Source organism: Massilia sp. GCM10023247 (genome assembly GCF_042653325.1).
Taxonomy (GTDB): domain Bacteria; phylum Pseudomonadota; class Gammaproteobacteria; order Burkholderiales; family Burkholderiaceae_D; genus Telluria.
Genome location: NZ_JBHSIB010000003.1, coordinates 1 through 22,600, shown reverse-complemented (window position 1 = coordinate 22,600; position 22,600 = coordinate 1). Strand labels below are relative to the sequence as shown.

At 66.6% G+C, this 22,600-nt stretch carries 17 protein-coding genes and 1 rRNA gene; 4 read left to right on the top strand and 14 right to left on the bottom strand.

Annotation, left to right across the window (positions count from 1 at the left end; translation table 11 throughout):
- Positions 1-214 precede the first annotated feature (214 nt).
- Positions 215-1,747: a DUF3482 domain-containing protein gene (locus ACFPAH_RS00955; RefSeq protein WP_379739257.1), complete on the bottom strand. Its 1,533-nt coding sequence runs from the start codon at positions 1,745-1,747 to the stop codon at positions 215-217.
- 2 nt (positions 1,748-1,749) lie between these two features.
- Complete coding sequence (locus ACFPAH_RS00950; protein ID WP_379739255.1) at positions 1,750-3,231, bottom strand: DUF2868 domain-containing protein; 1,482 nt, start codon at positions 3,229-3,231, stop codon at positions 1,750-1,752.
- 369 nt (positions 3,232-3,600) lie between these two features.
- Here ACFPAH_RS00950 and ACFPAH_RS00945 point away from each other — a divergent pair, with 369 nt between their 5' ends.
- From ACFPAH_RS00945 to ACFPAH_RS00935, 3 genes are read left to right on the top strand one after another with little or no spacing between them, the layout of a single operon-like run.
- Complete coding sequence (locus tag ACFPAH_RS00945) at positions 3,601-5,664, top strand: sigma-54-dependent Fis family transcriptional regulator (protein WP_379739253.1); 2,064 nt, start codon at positions 3,601-3,603, stop codon at positions 5,662-5,664.
- A 10-nt stretch (positions 5,665-5,674) separates the two neighbouring features.
- On the top strand, positions 5,675-6,268 hold the full coding sequence (locus ACFPAH_RS00940) for a cytochrome b (protein ID WP_379739251.1): 594 nt from the start codon (positions 5,675-5,677) through the stop codon (positions 6,266-6,268).
- The gene (locus ACFPAH_RS00935; RefSeq protein WP_379739248.1) at positions 6,265-7,233 is read left to right on the top strand and encodes a beta-propeller fold lactonase family protein; all 969 of its coding nucleotides are present in this window, start codon (positions 6,265-6,267) and stop codon (positions 7,231-7,233) included. The genes ACFPAH_RS00940 and ACFPAH_RS00935 overlap by 4 nt, the downstream gene beginning before the upstream one ends.
- Here the strand turns inward: ACFPAH_RS00935 and ACFPAH_RS00930 are convergent.
- The 10 genes from ACFPAH_RS00930 to adh form a co-directional block, all read right to left on the bottom strand.
- The gene (locus ACFPAH_RS00930; RefSeq protein ID WP_379739245.1) at positions 7,226-8,119 is read right to left on the bottom strand and encodes an ATP-grasp domain-containing protein; all 894 of its coding nucleotides are present in this window, start codon (positions 8,117-8,119) and stop codon (positions 7,226-7,228) included. The genes ACFPAH_RS00935 and ACFPAH_RS00930 overlap by 8 nt on opposite strands.
- A 133-nt stretch (positions 8,120-8,252) precedes the next feature.
- Positions 8,253-9,272: a hypothetical protein gene (locus ACFPAH_RS00925; RefSeq protein ID WP_379739243.1), complete on the bottom strand. Its 1,020-nt coding sequence runs from the start codon at positions 9,270-9,272 to the stop codon at positions 8,253-8,255.
- The gene (locus ACFPAH_RS00920) at positions 9,269-10,180 is read right to left on the bottom strand and encodes a quinoprotein dehydrogenase-associated putative ABC transporter substrate-binding protein (RefSeq protein WP_379739240.1); all 912 of its coding nucleotides are present in this window, start codon (positions 10,178-10,180) and stop codon (positions 9,269-9,271) included. The genes ACFPAH_RS00925 and ACFPAH_RS00920 overlap by 4 nt, the downstream gene beginning before the upstream one ends.
- Positions 10,177-10,596: a c-type cytochrome gene (locus ACFPAH_RS00915; RefSeq protein ID WP_379739237.1), complete on the bottom strand. Its 420-nt coding sequence runs from the start codon at positions 10,594-10,596 to the stop codon at positions 10,177-10,179. The genes ACFPAH_RS00920 and ACFPAH_RS00915 overlap by 4 nt, the downstream gene beginning before the upstream one ends.
- An 82-nt stretch (positions 10,597-10,678) precedes the next feature.
- Positions 10,679-12,574, bottom strand: coding sequence for a methanol/ethanol family PQQ-dependent dehydrogenase (locus ACFPAH_RS00910; protein WP_379739234.1), 1,896 nt, complete (start codon positions 12,572-12,574; stop codon positions 10,679-10,681).
- A gap of 211 nt (positions 12,575-12,785) precedes the next feature.
- Positions 12,786-13,130 (bottom strand): hypothetical protein, encoded by a 345-nt coding sequence (locus ACFPAH_RS00905; RefSeq protein WP_379739231.1) that lies wholly within the window; start codon positions 13,128-13,130, stop codon positions 12,786-12,788.
- 53 nt (positions 13,131-13,183) lie between these two features.
- On the bottom strand, positions 13,184-13,777 hold the full coding sequence (gene gfa / locus ACFPAH_RS00900; protein WP_379739228.1) for an S-(hydroxymethyl)glutathione synthase: 594 nt from the start codon (positions 13,775-13,777) through the stop codon (positions 13,184-13,186).
- A gap of 39 nt (positions 13,778-13,816) precedes the next feature.
- Entirely contained in the window at positions 13,817-14,923 is a 1,107-nt protein-coding gene (locus tag ACFPAH_RS00895) for an S-(hydroxymethyl)glutathione dehydrogenase/class III alcohol dehydrogenase (RefSeq protein ID WP_379739226.1), read from the bottom strand.
- Complete coding sequence (locus tag ACFPAH_RS00890) at positions 14,920-15,357, bottom strand: DUF779 domain-containing protein (RefSeq protein WP_379739223.1); 438 nt, start codon at positions 15,355-15,357, stop codon at positions 14,920-14,922. Before ACFPAH_RS00890 ends, ACFPAH_RS00895 begins: the two co-directional genes overlap by 4 nt.
- Before the next feature lie 2 nt (positions 15,358-15,359).
- Entirely contained in the window at positions 15,360-16,880 is a 1,521-nt protein-coding gene (gene adh, locus ACFPAH_RS00885) for an aldehyde dehydrogenase (protein WP_379739220.1), read from the bottom strand.
- Positions 16,881-17,171: 291 nt separating this feature from the next.
- Between adh and ACFPAH_RS00880 the strand changes: the two genes are divergently transcribed.
- Entirely contained in the window at positions 17,172-19,331 is a 2,160-nt protein-coding gene (locus ACFPAH_RS00880; RefSeq protein ID WP_379739217.1) for a TonB-dependent receptor family protein, read from the top strand.
- Positions 19,332-19,340: 9 nt separating this feature from the next.
- Here ACFPAH_RS00880 and ACFPAH_RS00875 read toward each other — a convergent pair whose 3' ends face one another.
- Together ACFPAH_RS00875 and rrf are read right to left on the bottom strand one after the other, a co-directional pair.
- Entirely contained in the window at positions 19,341-21,668 is a 2,328-nt protein-coding gene (locus ACFPAH_RS00875; protein ID WP_379739214.1) for a TonB-dependent receptor, read from the bottom strand.
- Between the two features lie 656 nt (positions 21,669-22,324).
- Positions 22,325-22,437, bottom strand: a 5S ribosomal RNA gene (rrf, locus tag ACFPAH_RS00870).
- Positions 22,438-22,600 lie beyond the last annotated feature (163 nt).

Below are 22,600 nucleotides of genomic sequence, written 5' to 3'. Positions count from 1 at the left end.
TTTTGTTCGTCAGCAGCGAAGAAATGAGATTATGCAGTGTTTCGCGTTACTCGTCAACTCTTCTTTATTTCGCCCAACTGTTCGTAACGCACTTTCGACAACGCCCAACTACTTGATTTCGTTGGTGGTTTCGCAGCGCTACTGCAGCGGGAGGCGCATCATAGCAAAGCGGCCTGACCGCCGCAAGTGCCTTCCGCGCGTTTTTAAGGTGATATTAAGCCTTGGCGTCGGGGACGGCAGGCGCCAGGCCCGTCGCCGGCTCCGCGCGATCAGGCAAAGCGGCTGCGGCAGCGGGATACAGCCGCGTCAAGGTCGCGTTGACGACCGGCTCGACGACGGCGAAAACGCGGTTGCTGGCGGCGCCCAGGTCGGGTGCGGCCCGCACGTCCTGCCACAGCGAGGCCAATGAGGCGTTCTGGGCGCCGAGCGCTGCCTCGACTTCCGCCTGCCAGAAAGCCGGCGCTTCGCCTTCGACGTAATTGCCGCGTCCGCGTCCGAAGTGGGCGACGGCGAGGTAGCGCAACACCGCACCGACCAGCAGCGTCTGCAGGAAGGCGTCGGCAAACTGCACCGTCGGCTTGTCGCGGTCGAGTCCCTGGTTGAAACCCCAGGCGGCGCCGGCCATGGTGAGCCCGCCGACGATGGCACCCAGCAGCGCGCCGGCGCCCATCGTGAGCCCGCCGGCCATCAGGTCGGCCGACAGTCCGGTTGCTGCGCCGGACACGACCGCGCCCAACAGCCCGGCCTGGGCCTTGTCGATCGGGGCTTTCACGGCGAAATTCTCGCGCACGCGCATGTTGATGGTGCTGGCCTGGCCGGGGTCGATCTTGTGCAGGCGGAGCATGCGCATAGTCGCCTTGCTGATCTCGCCGTTCAGGCGCTCGACAAGGGCGGCCATCGCCGCTTCCTGGCGTTTCTGCTCGTCCTTGCGCAGGCCGACTGCGGCAAGCGCGGAGCGCAGCCTGCCGCGCTGCTCGTCGCTTACCTGCTCGCTGTCGCGCGCGGCCGCCGCCACCTGCTCGGCCGTGATGCGCAGCGCGCTGGCGTAACGCTGGCGGTTATTCGCCTCCCATGCCGCACGCAGGCGCGCATAGCCGGCCTGCTTGTCCTCGGATATGAGCGGCGACACTGCCTCATAGAACACGTGTTCGTGCACCCAGCAGCGGGCAAACGCATCGAGCGCCAGCACCGCGCGCACGACCGGAAAGCGCCCCAGGTGGCTCTTCCACTCCTGCTGCTCGGCGCCCTCGGCGCTGCCGGGACGGGGCGGCCCCATCTGGTTGAGCAGCACCACGACCGGCTTGCCCAGCCATTCCAGGATATTCATTTCGGCCGGCAGGTAGCCGGCGTCGCCCGGCGCCTCCGAGGAATTGACGAGATAGAGCACGACATCGGCCTCGTCCCTGGCGGCGCGCAGGGCCTGCTGGCTGAGCCAGAACGGACGGTCGCGGTAGCGGTCGAATACTTCGCGCAGGAACCAGCCGATCGGGTTGCCCGCCATGGCCAGGCGCTTGAGCAGGCGGACCGAATCGCCGAAGCCGGGCGTGTCCCACAGCAGCAGGGTGTCGCCGGCAGGGCTCGTTTGAAGCGGGTGGGCTTCGGCAAAGGTCGTCACGTGGGCGGCGTCGCGCACCTCTCCCACGTCGGCGCCGACGAGCGTGCGCGCGAGCGTGGTCTTGCCGTTATTCGTGTGCGAGACCAGGGCGAACTGGATTTTAACGGGTGCGTCATTCATCGTCGTCGTCATCGTCATCGCAGCTCCGGCAGGGCCAGTCCTGCGCCCAGTTCGATCGGCCGTTTCTCCGGCTCGAGCAGGTTGACCACCGTGGCGGCGGTGCCGTGGAAGCTGCAGAACTGGCGCCACAGCGTAATGCGTTCCGTGATGCGCGCGTCCAGGCCGGCCTGCCCCGCGCCGCGCTCGGCCAGGCTCGATTCGTCGAGCAGCACGGCCACGCCGCGCTTGGTGTGGCGCGCCAGGTAGTCGAGGAAGGCACCGTGGTTTTCCTTTTCCGGCGTCGCCGACAGGCTGAACAGGGCGGCGGTGACGGTCACGCCGGCGTCATCGAGGCCGGTATCGCCCAGCGCCTCCTTCGGTTCCTCGCCATACGGCACCGTCGGGCGCAGCAGCACGCGCGCCTGGGCGCCCAGCGCCATCGCGGCCACGGCCCACAAGCCGCGGTCGCGCGCCTCGTCGAGGGTAAAACTGTAGGGCAGCACACGCAGCACGGCCGGGGTGCCGGCACCGATGCTGTCGGCCAGTTTGCGGAAATACGGGTGCTCGAGTTCGAGCGGGAACTGGCGCGCCAGGCGGCGCGCACGCCAGCCGGCGAAGCCCGCCAGCAGCAGCCGCGGCAGCACGACCAGCAACAGGATCGTCGCGCCATATAAATGTACCCAGCGTTCGCCGCCGCCGGCCGGAGTGTTCGCGCTAAAACGCAGCGCCTGGATGTCGGCGAGCGAGAAGCCTTCCAGCTGCGGGAAGACCAACAGTGCCGGCGTGAACAGCCAGGTCAGCAGCGTGTGCACCTGGGTCGCGTCCAGAAACGTGCTTTCCCATCCGGCCACGTATTGGCTGAGCAGGCCGCGCCCGTACAAGGACGCTACCGCACCCAGCGCAAACGCGGCCGCCCCCAGGTGTACCGTGCGCGACAGGCGCGCGCGGGTCAGCGGTTCGCTCAGGCTCGCCCACTCGGTGGTGAAACTCGCCAGGCCGCGCGACAGGGCGCCCGGCAGCTTGCGCGGCAGCGCGGCCTTGCCGACGCTGAGGCGGTGCAGCAGGCCGGGACCGGCCCAGCCAGTCTTGCGGTGCGGGATCAGGGCCCAGACGAGCAGGCTCAGGTACACCAGCAGGTTCCAGCCGATGATGAACAGTAGCGGGGCCGACAGCAGGTCGACCCGGTGCGGATCGGCGATCCGGTCGAGCAAGGCGCCGGCAAACAACGCCAGCACCGGCAGCGCCGCCCAGAACCCGGGCAGGCCGAGGCCGCGCTTCTGGAAGGTGGCGAAAGCCGGGGTGCGCTCGGCCAGGCGCTTGAGGATCTGCTCGGAGCGCTGCTGGAGGAAATGCTCCTGGGTCGCGGCGCTCTTGCTGTCGGCCGCCTGCCAGGCCGCCAGCTCGCGCGCGCTGCGGCTCGCATACTTGCGGTCATCCTCGCTCAGCACCTCGTAGCCGGTGTCGGCCTGTTCGATCGCCCGTACCAGCACCACGCGTCGTGCAACCTGCTCATTCATGCTTGTCTCGTTTTATTGGATTGGCAACATCGCAAAGGGATTGTGCCAGATTTAGGGACAACAACCCGCGCTTCCTGCATCCCGCCCCGTGCGGGCCGGGTGTCGCCGGCTCGGCCGGCCGGGGCAAGCGGCATCCTGCCGACCACACATTCCACCAGACGTTCCCTTCGCTCGCAGCCTTGCTGATGCGGCTCCGTATTGCGCCAAACAGAGGGCTCAGCGGTGTGGCAGATGTTCAAAAATTTTGCAAACCGACCGACAATCGGTTCGTCAGACGGTGTATTCTCTACAACAGATGGGGTGCCTGAACTCACATAACAGTCCATATAGCGGCAGTGGCCCACGCTAGCCGCGGACCCAGGAGACAGCATGTCGAAGTTTGCCGTGGAGCACGTCAAGCGTGTCCATTCGGTCGTCCATGACCGGATCGGATCCGAGCGGGTCGCGGGCGACCGGGCCGGAGGCAACCGGATCACCCGGTCCTGGATCCGGTGCCTGAACGACTACCAGCTCGACCCCGGCAGCTGCGCCGAACCGGAAGTGGTCGCTCCCTTCGAACTGCAGGAACGCCAGGAACGCCTGGCCGACGTGCAGGCCGTCGCCAAGGTCGAGATGGCCAACCTCTATCAGCAGCTGGCCGGCTCGGGTTACGCCATCATGCTGACCGACCGCGAAGGCGTGCTGCTCAATTACTTCGGCGATCCTGCGTTTACCCATGCGGCATCCAAGACCGGCCTGATGCAGGGCGCGGTGTGGAGCGAACGCGTGCAGGGCACCAACGGCATGGGCACCTGCCTGGTCGAGCGGCGTCCGATTACCGTGCACCAGGATGAGCACTACCTGTCTCGCAACATCGGCCTGTCCTGCGCCGCAGCCCCGATCTTCGACCACGAGGGCGAGCTGGTCGGCGTGCTCGACGCCTCCGGCGAATCGCGCCTGGCCCAGCAGCATACGCTGGCCCTGGTCAGCATGTCGGTGCAGATGATCGAGAACCGGGTGTTCCTGCACCAGTTCCGCCACGACTTCATCCTGCGCTTCCACAACCGGCCCGAATTCGTCGGCACCCTGAGCGAAGGCGCGATTGCGCTCTCCGTGACGGGCACGGTGCTGGCCGCCAGCCGCGCCGCCTTGTCCCTGCTCGGCTACACCAGTCCAATGGACATTGTCGGGCGCGACATCGGCGAACTGTTCAACCTCACCTTTTCCGGGCTGGTCGACAGCAGTGTCCGGCGCGCCTTCCACCCGCTGCCGATCTTCGAAGTGCGCAGCAACGCGCGTTTTTTCGCCGTGGTCTACCAGCCGGTCGCCCTGAACAGCGGGCGCCGCCCGCAGCGCAGCGCAGGAGCAGCGCCCGAGCCGGGGCCCGCCACTGCGCTCGATGCGCTGCAGCTCGGCGATCCGGCCATGCGCGCCAATATCGAGACCGCCAAGCGCGTCATGGAACGCAATGTATCGGTCGTGCTGCTGGGAGAAACCGGCACCGGCAAGGAACGTTTTGCGCGCGCGATGCACTTGTCGGGCAGCCGTGCCGGCCGGCCTTTCGTGGCGATCAACTGCGCCTCGATCCCGGAATCCCTGGTCGAGAGCGAACTGTTCGGCTACCGGTCCGGGGCGTTTACCGGCGCCAGCAAGGAGGGGCAGCGCGGCAAGCTGCTGCAAGCGAACGGCGGCACCCTGTTTCTCGACGAAATCGGCGACATGCCGGTCGCCCTGCAGGCCAGGCTGCTGCGCGTGCTCGAGGAACGCGAAGTGGTGCCGCTCGGCGGCGAGGCGCCGGTCAAGCTCGACATCCGCCTGGTCAGCGCCACCCATTGCGACCTGGCCAGCAAGATCGCGAGCGGCGCCTTCCGCGAGGATTTGTATTACCGGCTGCAAGGCGTCACCTTCACCATGCCGCCGCTGCGCGAGCGCGCCGACCGTGCCGCGCTGATCCGCCAGCTGGCGCTCGAGGAAAGCGACGCCGGTTGCCCGGTCGAGCTCGACGACGAGCTGATGGCCTTGCTCGAGCGCCAGCGCTGGCCGGGCAACCTGCGCCAGCTGCGCCACCTGCTGCGCACCATGATTGCGCTGCGCGAATCGGACCGCCTCGGGGTGCATGACTTGCCGGCAGAGTACCGCCACGAACTGCTCGACAAGCACGGCGCGGCCGCACCGGCGGCGGGCATGGCGCAGGGAACAAGCGCCGAGACGGTAACCAATACGGCCGGCCTGCCGGCCCCTGCCGGGGCAGCCGGCAACCAGGATGGCACCAGGGAACAGCTCAGGCTCAACGCCTTCGAATGCGCCGAACGCGAGGTGCTGCTGCAGGAGCTGAAACGCCACCAGTGGAACCTGAGCGGCGTGGCCCGCGAACTCAACATCAGCCGCAACACGCTGTACCGCAAGCTGCAGCGCCTGAACATCGAGCATCCCGACAAGTCGCTGTTCCATTGAGCGCCGCCAGATGGCCGTCCTTCGCTACACCGGCACCGCGATCGCCCTGCACTGGCTGATCGCGCTGCTGCTGCTCGGTCAGTTTGCCTTTGGCCTGATGCTCGAAGATATCCCGCGCGGCACGCCCGAGCGCGGCTACTACGTCAACCTGCACAAGAGCAGCGGCATCGTGATCGGCCTGCTGGTCCTGCTGCGCCTCGGCTGGCGCCTGGCGCACAGGCCGCCGCCGCTGCCGGAATCGACCCCGCGCTGGCAACGCCGGGCGGCCGGGTTCAGCCACGCGGCCCTGTACGCCTGCATGCTGGCCCTGCCATTGTCGGGCTATCTCGCCTCGAACTTCAGCCGGCACGGCGTCAAGTTCTTCAATCTCGTGCGCTGGGCGCCCTGGGGGCCGGACGACAAGACCCTGTACGCCCTGTTCAACGGCGCACACCACCTTGCCGCGCTGCTGCTGGCGCTGCTGGTGGCCGTGCACGTGCTGGCGGCCGCGAAGCACCTGCTGGTCGACCGTGACGGCCTGCTGCTGCGCATGTGGCCGCGCTTCGGACACGATGGCGCGCGTGCCATCGACACCCCTTTCAAACCGCCCGTGGAGCCCCGATGACCATCCTGCCGATCCGCCGCCCTGCCCTTGCCTCTGCCGCCCTCACCTTCACCCTGATGATGCTGTCCTCGTTTGCTGTTGCCGCGCCGCTGGCCTACGTGCCGAACGAGGGCTCGGGCACGATCTCGGTGATCGACACGGCCAGCGACCAGGTGGTGGCCGAACTGCCCGGCGGCTCCAAGCCACGCGGCCTGGCCGTCGGCGCCGACGGACGCTGGCTGTACGTCAGCGACCAGCCGCACGACCGCCTGCAACTGGTCGAACTCGGCGCCCGCAAGCTCGGCCCTACCGTGGCGCTGGGCGAGTCGCCCGAGGGGGTCTCGATTTCCCCTGACGGCCGCTGGGTCGTGGCTGCCGTCGAAGGCAAGAACGAGATCGCCGTGACCGACACCCGCAGCAACGCATTGGCCTTTTCGATCCCGGTCCACGGCAAGAATCCGGAACACGCCGTGTTCAGCCCGAACGGGCGGCTGCTGTTCGTCAGCGCCGAGGAAGGCGATGCCGTCGACATCATCGACTTTGCCGGCCGCAAGCAGGTGGCCCAGGTGGCGGTGGGCGCGCGCCCGCGCGGGATCGGCTTCCTGCCCGACAGCAGCCGCGCCTACGTCGCAGCCGAGAACGCCAACGAAGTCTTCGTCATCGACACCGCCAATTTTGCCGTCGTCACCCGCATCAAGGCCGGGCTGCGCGCCAACGGGATTGCCGTGCACCCGAGCGGCAGCCAGGTCTATGTGTCGAACGGCGGCGATGCCAACGTCTCGGTGATCGACACCAAAACCAACCAGGTCGTGGCGACCGTGCCGGTGGGCCAGCGCCCCTGGAACATGGCGCTCACGCCGGACGGCAAAAAACTGTACGTCGCCAACGGCCGCTCGCACAACGTCAGCGTGATCGACACGGGAAGCCGCACGAAACTGCGCGACATCGCGGTGGGTAAACTGCCCTGGGGCGTGGTGATCAGGTAGCGGCGCCCGGCTGGAAGCCGCCGAGGTCGACGCTCACCGCCCGGCACCCGCCCGGCGGCGCCGGCATTGCCGACTGCCCCTTCAACAGGTCGATGACCAGTCCGGCCGGGTTGCAGCCGATCGAGGTGCGCAGGCCGGCATAGGCCGCGGTCAGGCGCGGGTTGACGTCGAGCACGACCGCGCCGCGCTCGCCGAGGATGATGTCGACCCCGACATAACCCCACAAGGTCGGCAGCGCCGCCGCCACCTGCTGCGCCAGGCGCTCGAGGGCGCCGTCGGCATCGATCAGCCCGTTCACGGTACTGCCCAGGAAGTGAAAACGGTTGTCGTGCACCGCCACCCGCTCCAGGTTGCGCGCCAGCAGGCGTGCGGCACCGTCGCAGCAGAGCAGCGACAGGCTGCCCAGTTTGCCCGCAACGAAGGGTTGCAGCACATAGCCCTGGGCCGCGCTGGTACGAATCCAGGCCAGCGCCGCCGCCCGGCTGCTGAACAGGCGTGTATCGAGGCAGCCGGCGCCATCGTCGGGTTTCACCACCCACGCGCCCTCCCCGCCCGGCAGCGCTGCATGCGGCCGATAGGTGGGTACGGTCGGCACTCCGCCCGCGGCCAGGGCCCGTGCCACCCTGAACTTGCTGGCCGCGACCCGCACTGCACCCGGCGCGCTACCCAGCAGGATACGTTTTCCGCGCAGTATCTCGCGCGACAGGTTTTCCAACAGACCGCCGGATTCCGGCGCCAGCGGCCATACGGCGTCAGCGGCCTGCACGCAGCCGGCAAACCGCTCGGCGAAGGAGGCGCCCGCAAGTGTGCCGGCCGGCGCCGCCATCGTGCACAGGTCGACCCCCGGAACGGCCGCCAGGTCGGCCAGCAAGGCATCCATCAGCATACTGCCTTGCTGCGTGAACGCGCGCGGCAGGGCCCCCGCTGTAGGTCCACCTTCTCTCACGTAATCGAAAGCAAACACTTTCAGGCGCGCCATCGTCGGCCTCCGGCGGGTTCCATGTCCAGGTTGCCGCCGGTCAGTGCCGGGCTTCGGTGACCTTGACCAGGGTGAGTGTCTCGTCGATGACGGGCAGGCTTGCGCCTGGCGTCGTGGCGCCCCTCTTCCCCGCGCCGGACTGGCTCGCTGCGCCGGGTGGGTCCGCCGCGCCAAGCTGCTTCGGCGCGTCCGGCTGGTTGACGGCGCGCGCGGCCGCGTGCGGGGCGGCGGCGGATGCGACTCCGGAGTGTGCGGCTGCCGTCGCCGGCCTTGCCTGGCCGCTCGCCGGCCTGCGCGCCGCCGTGCCGGATGCCGGCCCGCTTCCTGCCGCGTTCGCCAAGGTAGTGCTGACCTGGTACACGCCGCCGGGCACCTGGTCGCTGAGGACGAAGGTATAGGTCTTGCGCACATAGTGCTCGAAGCGGGCGTGCAGCGGATCGTCCAGGTAGGGCTGGATGCGCACCGCCTTGGCATCGACCGTCTTGCCCCCGTAGCTGATGCGCTCGGGCCTCACCTGCGCGCTGGCCAGGGCAAGGCGGATGCGTTTGCGGAAATAGCCGGCGGCCCCGCCGGTCAGGCGCTTCATCTCGGCGATGTCGCGTTCGAGAAAGCCGAGCAGCACCGGGTTGCCGTGCACGTCGTCTATCTCGGGCAAGGCATGGGTGCGCTCGCCGCTCAGGAAACGCAGCGCGGCATGCAACTGCCCCTGCTTGCGCGAAAGATCGAGCTGGACGGTATCGGTGTAAGCCGGTTCGACATTGCTCTGCTTGCGAAATGCATAGACCAGGGCGGCCGGCGCCTGGATGCGCGCCAGGTGATCGGTCTCGAACAACAGCACCTCGGCAGGCGAGACGGGCTGGGCGCCGGCCATGGCGGCCGGGAGCCAGGCGAGGATCGCGACGCCAAGGCGCAAGCCGCTCGACCAGCCAACACGCGGGCCGGGACGCAGCCTGGGGCGCAGTGCAGGCAGTAGTGCAGGCAGCAGTACGGGCCGCAATACGGGCAGCAGCGTCTGCCCGGCGCCACCCTGCGCTGCGGGCCCGGCACACCTGCCGTTCATGGCTTCCCCGCCGGTGGCGGCGCCAGCGCCATCGCAGGCGGCTGCTCGAGCAGCGGCACGCCGTATTGCTGCAGGATGGCGCGGATCTTGGCCTGGTTGGCGACGATCAGGCCGTCGATGCGCTGGCGGAACGCCTTGTCGGCATGGCGCACAGCCATCGCGATCTCGAAGTCGAACTGCATCCCGGGGCGCGAGCCCAGCGGCACCGCAACGATCGCCGCCGCCCGCGTATTCTTGGCAAAATAACCGGCGATCGGTCCCCAGGCAAAAGCCACATCGATCTTGCCGCTGGCCAGGTCGTTCTCGATGATTTGGCCGGGATATTGCTCGGCGTCGCCGGTCTGGAGCTGGTACCACTCGACCTGGTCCATCAGGCCGTTTTGCAGCAGCCAGTCGGTGACGGGCGAGCCGGCAAAGGCACCGATGCGCAGCTTCTTGCGCTGGCCGGGTTCGAGCGCCAGCAAGTCGTCCAGGCTGCGCACCCGGTCCAGTCCCTTGCCCTTGACATAGGCCATGGCATAGGTGGAACGGTAGTACGGACGGGTGGTCGCGGCCAGCTCGAAACCCTTGGCCACGCCCATCACCAGGTCGCACTTGAAGCGGTCGGAATCGGCCTCCTTGGCGCGCAGGGTATTGCGGATGAAACCGATGCGCTGCGGGAACCAGGTGTACTCCAGTTTCCAGCCCAGATCCTGCGCGAACAGGGCGGCGATCTTGTTCTCGAAGCCGGCCTGGGCGCGGTTCGACAGCGGCAGGTTGTTCGGGTCCTCGCAGACCCGCAGCACCTTGTCGTCGCCGGGCGCGGGTGCGTCCTGGGCGCGTGCCGGGCTCGCCAGGCACGCCAGTGCGCAGGCGCCGCATGCCAGCAGCGCGCGCCACTGCGGGCGCCCTCCCGTTCCCAACTTCATTTGCCCATCTCCTGCAGCCGGCCGGGCTGGATGGCGCCGTCCGAGCGTCCCTTCAGGTAGGCATACAGGCTGTCGATGTTTTCGCTGACCATCTTGCTGCTCTCGAAGTTCGGCATGCCCTTCTCGATCCGCCCTTTCAGCACGACGGTCTTGAATTCGTCCTTGCTCAGCACCTTCAGGCTGTCCACCAGCGACGGCCCCACCATGCCCTCCTGGGCCGCGCCGTGGCAGCGCTCGCAAGCCATCGCGCGCCAGGTGCGCCAGCCGCTCAGGGTCTGCGCATCGACCTTGTTGCCCTCGACTACCTTGTAGGGCGCCGTATCGGCCGCCACGGCGGGCGCCGGCAGCAGGCCAGGCAGCGCGGCGAGCGCCCAGCAGGCGGCCGCGGCCGCGGCGTTTTTCGTGAGTCTGTTCATATTCATTCCCGGGAAACGAGGGAGGTTGCCGGCGCTTGCGACCGGCAACCGTTTTACCCATTGCACGACCAGCCTGAACGGTTTACTTGGCAAGCTTGGCGCTGGCTGGCGCACCGGCCGACGTGCCGGCCTGCGCAGTGGTCCGCGCAGTGGTCTGTGCAGTGGTTTGAGTTACGCGGTCCGGCAGTGCGAACACCGTCAGCACGCCGCCGAGTTCGGTGTACCTGGCCAGGTCCTTGTAGCCGCCCACCGCGCCCAGGCCTTCGGTGCCCTTGGTCAGGCCGGCCGCCAGCCCGATGCCGGCCCAGCCGCCAATCCCGGAGAGCACGCCGACGTATTGCTTGCCCTTGTATTCCCAGGTGTGGACGTTGCCGATGATGCCGGACGGCGTCTTGAACTTCCACAGTTCCTTGCCGTTGAGGTCGACCGCTTTCAGGTGGCCTTCCAGGGTGCCGTAGAAGACGACGTCGCCGGCAGTCGAGAGCGCACCGCTCCAGACCGAAAACTTCTCGGGCTTGGACCAGACGATCTTGCCGGTGCCGGCATCCCAGGCGATGAAGTTACCCAGGCCGCCATGGCTGTTCGGCGCCGCATACATGGAGAGGGTCGATCCGACATAGGGCTGGCCGGCCGTGTACTCGACCTGGAAGGGCTCGTAATCCATGCAGACGTGGTTGGTCGGCACATAGAACAGTCCGGTCTTGCGATTGAAACTGGCCGGCTGCTGGTCCTTGGTGCCGAGGGCCGAGGGGCAGATCCCCTTCGAGTTGAAATCCGGGCCGTTTTTGTCGGTGCTGTATTGCGCGACGACCTGCGGCCGGCCGCTCTTCATGTCGACGTGGGTCGCCCAGTTCACCTTCGGATCGAACTTTTCGGCCACCAGCAGTTCGCCGCTGATCCGATCCAGCGTGTAGGCGAAGCCGTTGCGGTCGAAGTGCACCAGGGCCTTGCGCGGCTGGCCCTTGACCTTGATGTCGGCGAGAATCATTTCGTTGACGCCGTCATAGTCCCATTCGTCGTGCGGGGTCATCTGGTAGACCCATTTCGCCATCCCGGTGTCGAGGTCGCGTGCGAAGATCGTCATCGACCACTTGTTGTCGCCCGGACGCTGGCGCGGGTTCCAGGTGCTCGGGTTGCCGGTGCCGTAATAGACCAGGTTGGTCGCCGGGTCGTAGCTGTACCAGCCCCAGGTGGTGCCGCCGCCCAGCTTCCACTGGTCGCCCTGCCAGCTCTTGAGCGAGGAATCCGGACCGATCGGCGCCATCTTGCCGTCGGTCCAGGTCATGGTCTTGTTGGGGTCGACCAGCAGTTCGTTGTCGGGGCCGGTGCTGTAGGCGCGCCACAGCACTTTGCCGGTGTTCATGTCATGCGCCGTAATCCGGCCGCGCACGCCGAATTCGCCGCCGCTGATGCCGGTCAGGACCTTGTCCTTGAAGACGTGGGGCGTATTGGTCGTGGTTTCGCCCTTCTTCGGGTCGCCGACCTTGTTCTTCCACAGTTCCGCGCCGGTCTTGGCGTCGAGCGCCACCAGGGTGGTGTCGTTTTGTTGCAGGAAGATCTTGCCGTTGGCGTAGGCGACGCCACGGTTGACCGTGTCGCAGCACATCACGGGGATGACGGCCGGGTCCTGCTTGGGCTCGTACTTCCAGCGGATGCTCTGGTCTTCCAGGGAGATCGCAAACACCTTGTTCGGGAAGGGGCTGTGGATATACATGGTGTCGCCGATCACCAGCGGTCCGCCTTCGTGGCCGCGCAGCACGCCCGTCGAGAAGGTCCAGGCCACCTGCAAATCCCTGGCGTTCTTCGCGTTGATCTGCTTGAGTTCGCTATAGCGGTGGTTGGCCATGTCGCCGGACTGCATTGCCCAGTTCTTTGGATCCTTGGTCAGCTTTGCGACATCCGAATCGGCAGCCATCGCCGGTCCGGCAGCCAGTGCCAGGCATGGCCACCAGCGGATGAGTCTCGTTGCGAATGACATGATGAAGTCTCCTATGGTTTTTTTAGCGGTCCGACTGGTTGGCCCTGCAAAACCTCGGCGGATCGTCCCGGCAAGGGATCGCCCCCTTTGTACACAGCACTTAGCGTGCCAGTCACGCCGCTGGGGCATGTGTGCGGCAATTTGTTCAGATTCGAGACAGTCCCGGCAAGCCTTGTGTCATCCGTGACGCAACACCGGACACGGCATTGGATCAGCGCTGCGGGACGGAACAGGCCTTGTTGGCGCTCGCCTGGATCGCCTTGTACTTGCTGGCCATTTCCTTGACCGGCGGCGGGTCGCGAAACAGCGCGCCACGCTCGCCGGCCATGGTCTGGTTGCGCAAGGCGGCCGACATCTCGAGGTAGTCGTCGTGCTTCACGGCCTCGGCGATGTGGTCGACGACGCAGGAGCACTTGTAGAGGTATTCGTACTTGCTTTCGTGCTTCTGCATGCACTCCAGCACGTACTCGACGCGGCTGCTGGTCGGGAAGTCATTGGCCTGCGCCGCCGGCGCGGCAAGCAGGGTCGGCAACAGCAGCCAGTACGGTCGCTTCATTCTCTTCTCCAGTGTGATGGACCCGGATGCCGCGCATCCGGGCCGTTGCCGCATCAAGCTTCCTGCAATACCCCGCGCGTCTTGGCGACGTGGGTCGAGATCGCATCCATCAGGGCCGGCGACAGCGCGTCGTAGGGAGGCAAACCGAGCTCGTTCAGGCGGGCGCGGACCGCGCCCATCTTCGACGGGGGATAGCCGGACTCGATGATCGAGGAAACAAAAGCGGCAAACTCCGGTGGCGCCCAGCCGCTCTCGCGCGACAATTCCGTGTGGACGAAATCGAGGCCATGGAAGGGGTGGGCTGTGTTCTCGATACGGCCGAACATGTGCACGCCGCAGTCGCGGCAGGCATAGCGCTGGATGGTGGTCGAGGTGTCGACGACGGCGAGCTTGTCGGCATTGGCGGTGACCTTGACCTTGTCGCGTCCGACCACGGCCACCTGGGAAAACAGCGCCCCGTCCGGCTTCCAGCATTTGGTGCAGCCGCACACGTGGTTGTGCGCGACCTGCGCGCCGATCTCCACCGTCACCGGGTTGGTGGCGCAGCGGCAGCTCAGGGTGCCGCCGGCAAAGTTGGGCGCGGCCGGCTGGATGCCGTTGTCGACGGCAGGATGGATTTTCACGCTACTGCTCATGTCCTGGTTCATGTTCGGTCTCCCTGGTTGGTCCAACAATGGCGTGTCTCTTCAATACAGCACCACCGAGCGGATCGATTCGCCCGACTTCATCAAGTCAAACCCTTCGTTGATCCGATCGAGCGGCAAGGTGTGCGTGATCAGGTCGTCGATGTTGATCTTGTTCTCCATGTACCAGTCGACGATCTTCGGCACGTCGGTGCGCCCGCGCGCGCCACCGAAGGCCGAACCCTTCCACTCGCGGCCCGTCACCAGCTGGAACGGACGGGTCGAGATTTCCGCGCCCGCCTCGGCCACGCCGATGATGATCGACTGGCCCCAGCCCTTGTGGCAGCACTCGAGCGCCTGGCGCATGGTCTTGACGTTGCCGATGCACTCGAAGGAATAGTCGGCCCCGCCGTCGGTCAGCTGGACGATGGCGTCGACCACGTTCTCGACCTGGCTCGGGTTGACGAAATGGGTCAGGCCGAATTTGCGCGCCATGGCTTCGCGCGCCGGGTTCAGGTCGACGCCGATGATCTTGTCGGCGCCGACCATTTTTGCTGCCTGGATCACGTTCAGGCCGATGCCGCCCAGCCCGAACACGACGACGTTCGCGCCTGCCTCGACCTTGGCCGAAAACACGACCGCACCGACCCCGGTGGTGACGCCGCAGCCGATGTAGCAGGCCTTGTCGAAGGGTGCGTCCGTACGGATTTTCGCCAGCGCGATTTCCGGCACCACGATGTAGTTCGAAAAGGTCGAGGTGCCCATGTAGTGAAACAGCTGCTGGCCGTCGAGCGAAAAGCGAGAAGTTGCATCCGGCATCAGGCCGCGCCCTTGCGTCGAGCGGATCGCCTGGCACAGGTTGGTCTTGCGCGACAGGCAGAATTTGCATTGCCGGCATTCCGGCGTGTACAGCGGAATCACGTGATCGTCGCGCTTGACCGAGGTGACGCCGGGGCCGGTCTCGAGCACGATGCCGGCCCCTTCGTGGCCGAGGATGGCGGGAAAAATCCCCTCGGGGTCGGCGCCCGACAGGGTGTAATAGTCGGTGTGACAGATGCCGGTGGCCTTGATTTCGACCAGCACCTCGCCGGCGCGCGGGCCTTCGAGGTCGACTTCGGCGATGGACAAGGGCTGTCCGGCTTTCCAGGCAATGGCTGCTCGCGTTTTCATGTGGTCTTCCGTGTCGTAAGGGATTGCGGTGAAGGCGTGGCGCCTGGCGCTGCCCCGTGCAGCAGCTGCAGCTCGGCATCCGTGAACAGGCGCGAGCGCGTCAGGAAGCGCTGTCCGGTGCCGTTATCGAGCGAGAACATGCCGCCGTTGCCGGCCACCACGTCGATGATGAGCTGGGTATGTTCCCAGTAGGCGAACTGTTCCACGCCCATATAGAAGGCGGCACCGTCCAGGCTGCCGAGGCGGACGTCGCTGTCGCTGATGGCGAACTCGCCGGCCGGGTAGCACATCGGGGCACTGCCGTCGCAGCAGCCGCCGGACTGGAAAAACATCAGCGGGCCGTGCCGCGTGCGCAGCTGCCGGACGAAGTCCAGCGCGGCGGGCGTGGCGACCACCCTTGCGGGCGGTGCGTCGATCGGGCGCTTGGTCTCCATGCTCAGAAAAAACCCATGGCTTTCGGGCTGTAGCTCACCAGCAGGTTCTTGGTCTGCTGGTAGTGGTCGAGCATCATCTTGTGGTTCTCGCGGCCGACGCCCGACTGCTTATAGCCGCCGAAGGCGGCGTGGGCCGGGTACAGGTGGTAACAGTTTGTCCAGACGCGTCCGGCCTGGATCGCGCGGCCGACGCGGAAGGCGCGCGCGGCGTCGCGTGTCCACAGCCCGGCGCCGAGGCCGTACAGGGTGTCGTTGGCGATGCGCAGGGCGTCGGCTTCGTCGGTAAAAGTCGTGACGGAAACCACCGGCCCGAAGATCTCTTCCTGGAAGATGCGCATCCGGTTGTCTCCCTTGAACACGGTCGGCTGCACGTAGTAGCCGCCTGCCATGTCGCCGTCCAGCGCATGGCGCTCGCCGCCGGCCAGCACCTCGGCGCCTTCCTGGCGGCCGATGTCGAGGTAAGAGAGGATTTTCTCGAGCTGCTCCTGGGAAGCCTGGGCGCCGATCATGGTCGACGAATCGAGCGGGTTGCCCTGCTTGATGGCGGCCACGCGCGCCAGTGCCCGCTCCATGAAGCGCTCGTAGATCGATTCCTGCACCAGCACGCGCGAGGGGCAGGTGCACACTTCTCCCTGGTTCAGCGCGAACATGGCAAAGCCCTCGAGGCATTTGTCGAAGTAGTCGTCGTCGGCGTCCATCACGTCGGCAAAGAAGATGTTCGGCGACTTGCCGCCCAGCTCCAGGGTGACCGGAATCAGGTTCTGCGCCGCATAGCCCATGATCAGGCGTCCGGTGCCGGTCTCGCCCGTAAAGGCGATCTTGGCGATGCGTTTACTCGAGGCCAGCGGCTTGCCCGCCTCGAGGCCGAACCCATTGACGACGTTGAGCACGCCCGGCGGCAGCAGGTCGCCGATCAATTCCATCAGCACCATGATCGAGGCCGGGGTCTGCTCGGCCGGTTTCAGCACCACGCAGTTGCCGGCGGCGAGTGCCGGGGCCAGCTTCCAGACTGCCATCAGGATCGGGAAATTCCAGGGGATGATCTGGCCGACCACGCCCAGCGGCTCGTGGAAGTGGTAAGCATACGTTTCGTGGTCGATCTGCGCGATCGAGCCTTCCTGGGCGCGGATGCAGCCGGCGAAATAGCGGAAGTGGTCGATCGCCAGCGGCAGGTCGGCGGCCGTCGTCTCGCGGATCGGCTTGCCGTTGTCGATGGTCTCGGCCGTGGCGAGCATGGCCAGGTTCTGCTCCATGCGGTCGGCGATGCGGTTCAGGATGGCGGCGCGCTCGGCTTGCGAAGTCTTGCCCCAGGCGTCTTTCGCGGCGTGGGCGGCGTCGAGCGCCAGTTCGATGTCTTCGCTGGTCGAGCGCGCGATTTCGCAGAACGGCTGGCCGGTGATCGGGGTGATGTTGGGGAAGTACTCGCCCTTGACGGGCGCCACGAACTTGCCGCCGATGTAGTTGTCATAACGCTGCTTGAAAGGATTGGCAACGCCCAGCTTGCTGATGTCTGCGAGATTCATGTCATCCTCTTTTTTAGAAAATCAATGTTTTGGCCCCAGGCGCGGACGCCGGTCCTTGCCTGCGGGCGTCTCGAAATCTTCACACTGCCGTGGCAGCTGTCCCGATCCTGGAACAGGTGTGCCGTTTTGCGTGCTTGCCGGCCCGGCGCTGCGCTGGCAAGCCCGCACGTTTCACCTCCAATGCAAGCGCCGTGCCATCCGGGTACCATGGCAGACTTATTGCTTCAATTGCACGGTGTGGCCTCGAACGGGGCCGGCATCATTACCCCAACACCGTTATCGGAGAAATGCATGCAACAAGTTTTACCCTTCCGCCGGCGCGCCATCGCAGCCTTGTTCGCAAGCGGCGGCGCCGCCTTCGCGGCAGGCGGCACGGCACTGGCCGCGGACCCGGCGCCACTGCAGGCCCAGGCGCAAGCGGGAACAGTCCCGGTCGTGATCGTGACCGGCAGCCGGATCGAGCAGAACAGCTTCGATTTCCCGGGCGCGATCGACATCGTCGACGTCGGTCGCATCGGCGACACCCAGCTGCGCGTCAACGCTTCCGAGGCGCTGGCCGCGGTGCCCGGACTGGTGGTGCATAACCGCGAGAACTACGCGCAAGACCTGCAGATCTCGTCGCGCGGCTTCGGCGCCCGCTCGGCCTTCGGCGTGCGCGGCGTGCGCCTGATCGCCGACGGGATACCGGCCTCGATGCCGGATGGCCAAGGGCAGGCGGCCACCTTCAACCTCGACCTGGCCGAGCGCATGGAAGTGCTGCGCGGGCCGTTTTCTGCGCTCTACGGCAACCACTCGGGCGGCGTGATCCAATTGTTTACCCGCGAAGGCAGCGGCCCGCCGGCAATCGAGACGACGATCTCCGGCGGCAGCGACGGCATGCGCAAGGTCGATGTGAATGCGCAGGGCGAGGCCGGCGGCATCGGCTACCTGCTCGATGCCTCGCGCTTCGATACCGACGGCTACCGCGCGCACAGCGCCGCGCGCCGCAACCAGGGTTTTGCGAAGCTGACGGCCAAGCCGAGCGCCACCAGCCGCCTGAGCGTCACCGCCAGCACGCTGACCCAGGACGACACCCAGGATCCGCTGGGCGTGACCTGGGCCACCTTCCAGCGCGACCCGCGCGCCGGCGAAATCGACACCACCGACACCCGCACGCCTCAGCGCACGCTGGCCGAGCGCTACAACACGAGAAAGAGCATCGACCACACGCAGGGCGGCGCCACCTTCGAGCAGCGTTTCGGCGAAGACCGCCTGCGCCTGACGGCCTGGGCCGGCAATCGCCAGGTCATCCAGTACCAGTCGTTCTCGCGCGGCTTCCAGGCGCCGCCCACCCATTCGGGCGGCGTCGTCGATTTCGACCGCGATTTTTACGGCGCCGACCTCCAGTGGCTGGCGGTGCGCCAGGTGTATGGCGGCAAGCTCAGCACCACCGCCGGTATCGAATACGGCCGCTCGGAGGACGACCGCCAGGGCTACGAGAATTTCATCGGCAACGAGTTCGGCGTGAAGGGGGCATTGCGGCGCGACGAAACGGACACCCTCTCCAACCTCGATCCCTACCTGCAGACCCAGTGGGAAGGCGGGCCCTGGGTCTTGAGCGCGGGCCTGCGCCGCAGTAGCCTGAAAGTGAAAGTGAGCGATCGCTTCCTTGGCAACGGCAACGACAGCGGCAGTGTCGACTACAGCAAACTGACGCCGGTGGTGGCCGCGCTGTACAAGCTGACGCCGCAGCTGAACGTGTACGCCAGCGCGGCACGCGGCTTCGAGACGCCGACACTGAACGAGCTGTTTTATTCGGCCGGGGGCACCGGGTTCAACTACAAGCTGGGACCGGCAACCAGCCGCAACATCGAGCTCGGCGCCAAGGCAAAGTTCGGCGACCACACCCGCGTCGACCTCGCACTGTTCCAGGTGCGCACCGACGACGAACTGGTGGTCGAGAGCTCCGGCGGCGGGCGTACCAGCTATCGCAACGCCAGCGAAACCTTGCGCCGCGGCGCCGAGGTCTCGCTCGACAGCGCGCTCGGGGCCGGCTTCAGTACCCGGGTCGCCCTGACGCTGCTGCGCGCGACCTACGAGACCGGTTTCGGCAGCGTGCCGGCCGGCAGCCGGCTGCCGGGTGTGCCGCGCGCGCAACTGTTCGGCGAGCTGGCCTGGAAAGACCAGGCCGGGCGCTTCGGCGCCGCGCTCGAAACGCTTGCCAGCAGCAAGGTGTATGCGGAGGACGCGAACGCGGAGCAGCCCGCGCCGGGCTACGCGGTCGTCAACGCACGGGTGCAGGCGCGGCAATCGGTAGGCCCTTGGCGCTTCCGCCAGTTCGTGCGGCTCAACAACATGTTCGACCGCAGCTATGTCGGCTCGGTCATCGTGGGCGATGCCAACCGCCGTTACTACGAAGCGGCGCCGGGACGCCAATGGATGGTCGGCGTCAGCGCGCAGTACACTTTTTAGGCACGCCGTCTAAAACGTGTAGCGCAGGCCGGCGACGATGGCGCGCGGCGCGCCCGGCGCCACGAAGCGGGCGTGCCCGGCCTCGACCTCGCCCGCATGGGGCTGCAGCCGGACGCCGCGCGGGAAGAGGTCGGGCGCCACCGCACCATAGGTTTCGTAGCGGCGGTCGAACAGGTTGTTGACGCGGGCGAACAGCTCCCAACCCGGCGCCGGCCGGTAGCTGGCGCGCACGCCCACCAGCACGTAGCCGCGCACCCGCCAGTCGGCGCGCTCGGACGCCTCACCCGCTTCGGCATCCTCGACCAGGCCATCTTCGTTGCCCTGCGTGACCAGGCTGCTGGCCACCTGCAGGTCGGCGCCGATATCCAGGCGCGGACTGGCGCTCCAGTCCAGGCCCAGCTTGCCGCTATGCCTGGGCAGGCCGGCGAGCCGGCTGCCGCGCCGGATCTGCACGTTGCGCGTCCCGGTGAACAGTTCGCCGTCCGCATCGTACCGCGCCTCCAGGTAACTGTAGGCCAAACGCAGTCCCAGGCGCCCGAACTGCCGGGTGAGGCTGGCGTCGAGGCCCTGGTGGAGAGTGCGTTCGAAATTGGCGAAATATCCCTGGCGCGAAGGGGCGCTGAGGAACAGGATATCGTCGCGGTTGCCGGTCCGGTGCAGGGAGACGACGTAGCGCCCGCCTTCCACCCGTCCGCGCACCCCGGCCTCGAGCGTGCGCGCAATTACTTGCTTCAGGTAAGGGTCGGCTTGCAAGCCGACCGGCAGGCGGCAGGGATTCTCGGGATCGGCACAGCCGAGCTCGATCACGGTGGGCACCCGGTTGCCCTGCGCAAGGTTGGCAAACAGGGTCGCTCCCGCACCCAGCCGATGTGTCGCGCCAAGCGAGGGGTTGAGCCGGGTATACGTAAAACGTTCGGCCGGCTGTGGGCCGCGCTCGTTGGTCAGTGTGTTGGCCACGCGTGCGCGGTTCAGGCGCGCACTGGCGGTGAGATGAGTGGCCGGCGACAAGGCGCGGCTGGCGGCAAGATAAACACCGAGCGCACGCGAGCTGCCGGTCACGGCGGCGTCGGGCGCGCGTTCCTCGCTTGGATCACCGAGCACTTCGCGCGCGGGGCCGATGAAGGCTTCCTGCTCGAACTGGGCATAGTCCGAGCGGCTGTGGTCGAAGGTCATGCCGGCATCGAAGCGGTCGCTGCCTCTTCGCGAGCTGAAAGCGATGCTGGCGCCGCGGCCGCGCTGGCGGGTGCTGGTGGTATTTAATACGCCCGGATGCAGGGCGGCGCCCTGCGCGCGCGTAAAGCCGCATTCCTCCGGTTCCAATGCGGCGCCATCGGCGCCGAAACCGTCCTCGCAATCCTCGACATACTCGTCGTAGTCTTCGCTGACGTCGCCGTTGACGGTGTCGCGGCGGCTGTTGCGCACATAGGCCGTTGCGCTCAGCTCGCTATCGGGGCTGATGCGGTGGACCAGATTGAAACTGCCCTGCCCGAGGTGGTTGCGCGTCGCGTCGGGGTAGGTATAGACGGCATGCCGGTCCTGCTCGTACAAGGGGTCGGGCAGCAGCCCGTTGCCACGCAGGCGGCTGCGTCCGCCGAGCCAGGTCAGGCTCCAGTCGGTGCTGCCCTGCGCGCGGCCGACCTTCACGAGCAGGTTGCCGAGGCGGCCGTTGGAGTGGTCGCGCCAGCCGGCGTCGTCGAACCAGGTGGCGCCGGCGAAGCCGTGCCAGCCTCCGCTGCCCTGCCAGCCATAGGCGAGATCGGCACGGCGCCGGCCCCGGTCGCTGAACGACAGGTTCGCTTCGCCGCCAGGATGGCTGAGTCCGGATTTGGTGGTGAACGCCAACGCGCCGCCGAGCGTGTTCAAGCCATATAAAGGGTTGGCGCCGGGGACCAGGAGCACGCTGCCGATCGCCGCTTCCGGCAGCATGTCCCAGTTGACGACGTCGCCGAATGCTTCGTTCACGCGCACCCCGTCCAGGTAGACGGAAATGCCCTGCGCGCTGCCCAGCACGGGAGAAGCGCGAAAACCGCGGTAGGTGACATCGTTCTGGAATGGGCTGCCCGACACCTCGTTGACGTTCACGCCGGTCAGGTTGCGTGCCATGAATTCGGCGAGGTTAGCGCCGCCGGCCTGGCGCAGCGCCTTGTCGGTCACGAGCTGTACCGGATAGGGCAACAGCTCGCGCTCTACGCCAAGGCCGGGCAGGGGCGCCATGCCGATGACCTCGACGCGGGCCATCTCTCCCTGGGGAGACGGATGTGTGGCCTGGACGCAAGGCGGCAGCAGGGCAGCCGCGACGAGGCAGGCGAGCGGCCTGGCCCGCGGCAGGCGCTTCATGAGTGGACGGCGCAGCGGCCGCAGGCTGACAAGGGCATGGACGTCCCGTACCGGTTGATCGGATCAACCAGTCAGGTGCAAGCTGCATGCCACGGCTGAAGCGGGCGTGCGCGAGGGAAGACTGCGCAAAAACGGAACAGCTGTGGCGGCGTGCCTGTCACGCCAGCTGAACAGGTGCGCCGAACCGGGTGCTAGTGACGGCCGCCCCGCCAATGTCCCCAACTGCGTCCATGCCCCCAGCCGCCATGGCCGCGCCAGCCGTGTCCGTAGTGTCCGCCGCGATAGTGGCCGTAATGACGGTGCTCGTAAAAGCCGAAGTCGAGGAAGACGGGAGGGGCGACGTAGGTAGGGTAGCCGTAACCGGCATAGTAGGGATCGTAGGCTGCATGGGGTGGCGCGTAGACGGCACAGCCGCCCAGACCGCCCGCCAGCAGCGCTCCGGCAATGATCCGCTTGATTGCGCGTTTGCTCCGAGTATCCATGTGAGCGCCCTCCCCGGCCTGCGACTGATTTCATTCTAGTCACGAGCCCGCAGTTTTCAACATCAACGTAGGGGCGACTGCCGTTTCACCGCTAGATCGGCCCGCAGCGTGCTCTGGACGTCCAAACGCAAAAAACCCCACCAGGATCACCCGGTGGGGTTTTGCTTATAACTAGCCTGACGATAACCTACTTTCACACTGGTTGCAGCACTATCATCGGCGCAAAGTCGTTTCACGGTCCTGTTCGGGATGGGAAGGGGTGGGACCGACTTGCTATGGTCATCAGGCATGACTTGTACGAGTCGTTGTCGTGGACAACGTCTCGGAATCTGGAAGAAGTAGGTTTCATGAGTAGTAACTGTCGTGTCAACAAACAGCGCTGTATTCTCGAATTACCATGACCTGCTAAGGTTATAGGGACAAGCCGTACGGGCAATTAGTACTGGTTAG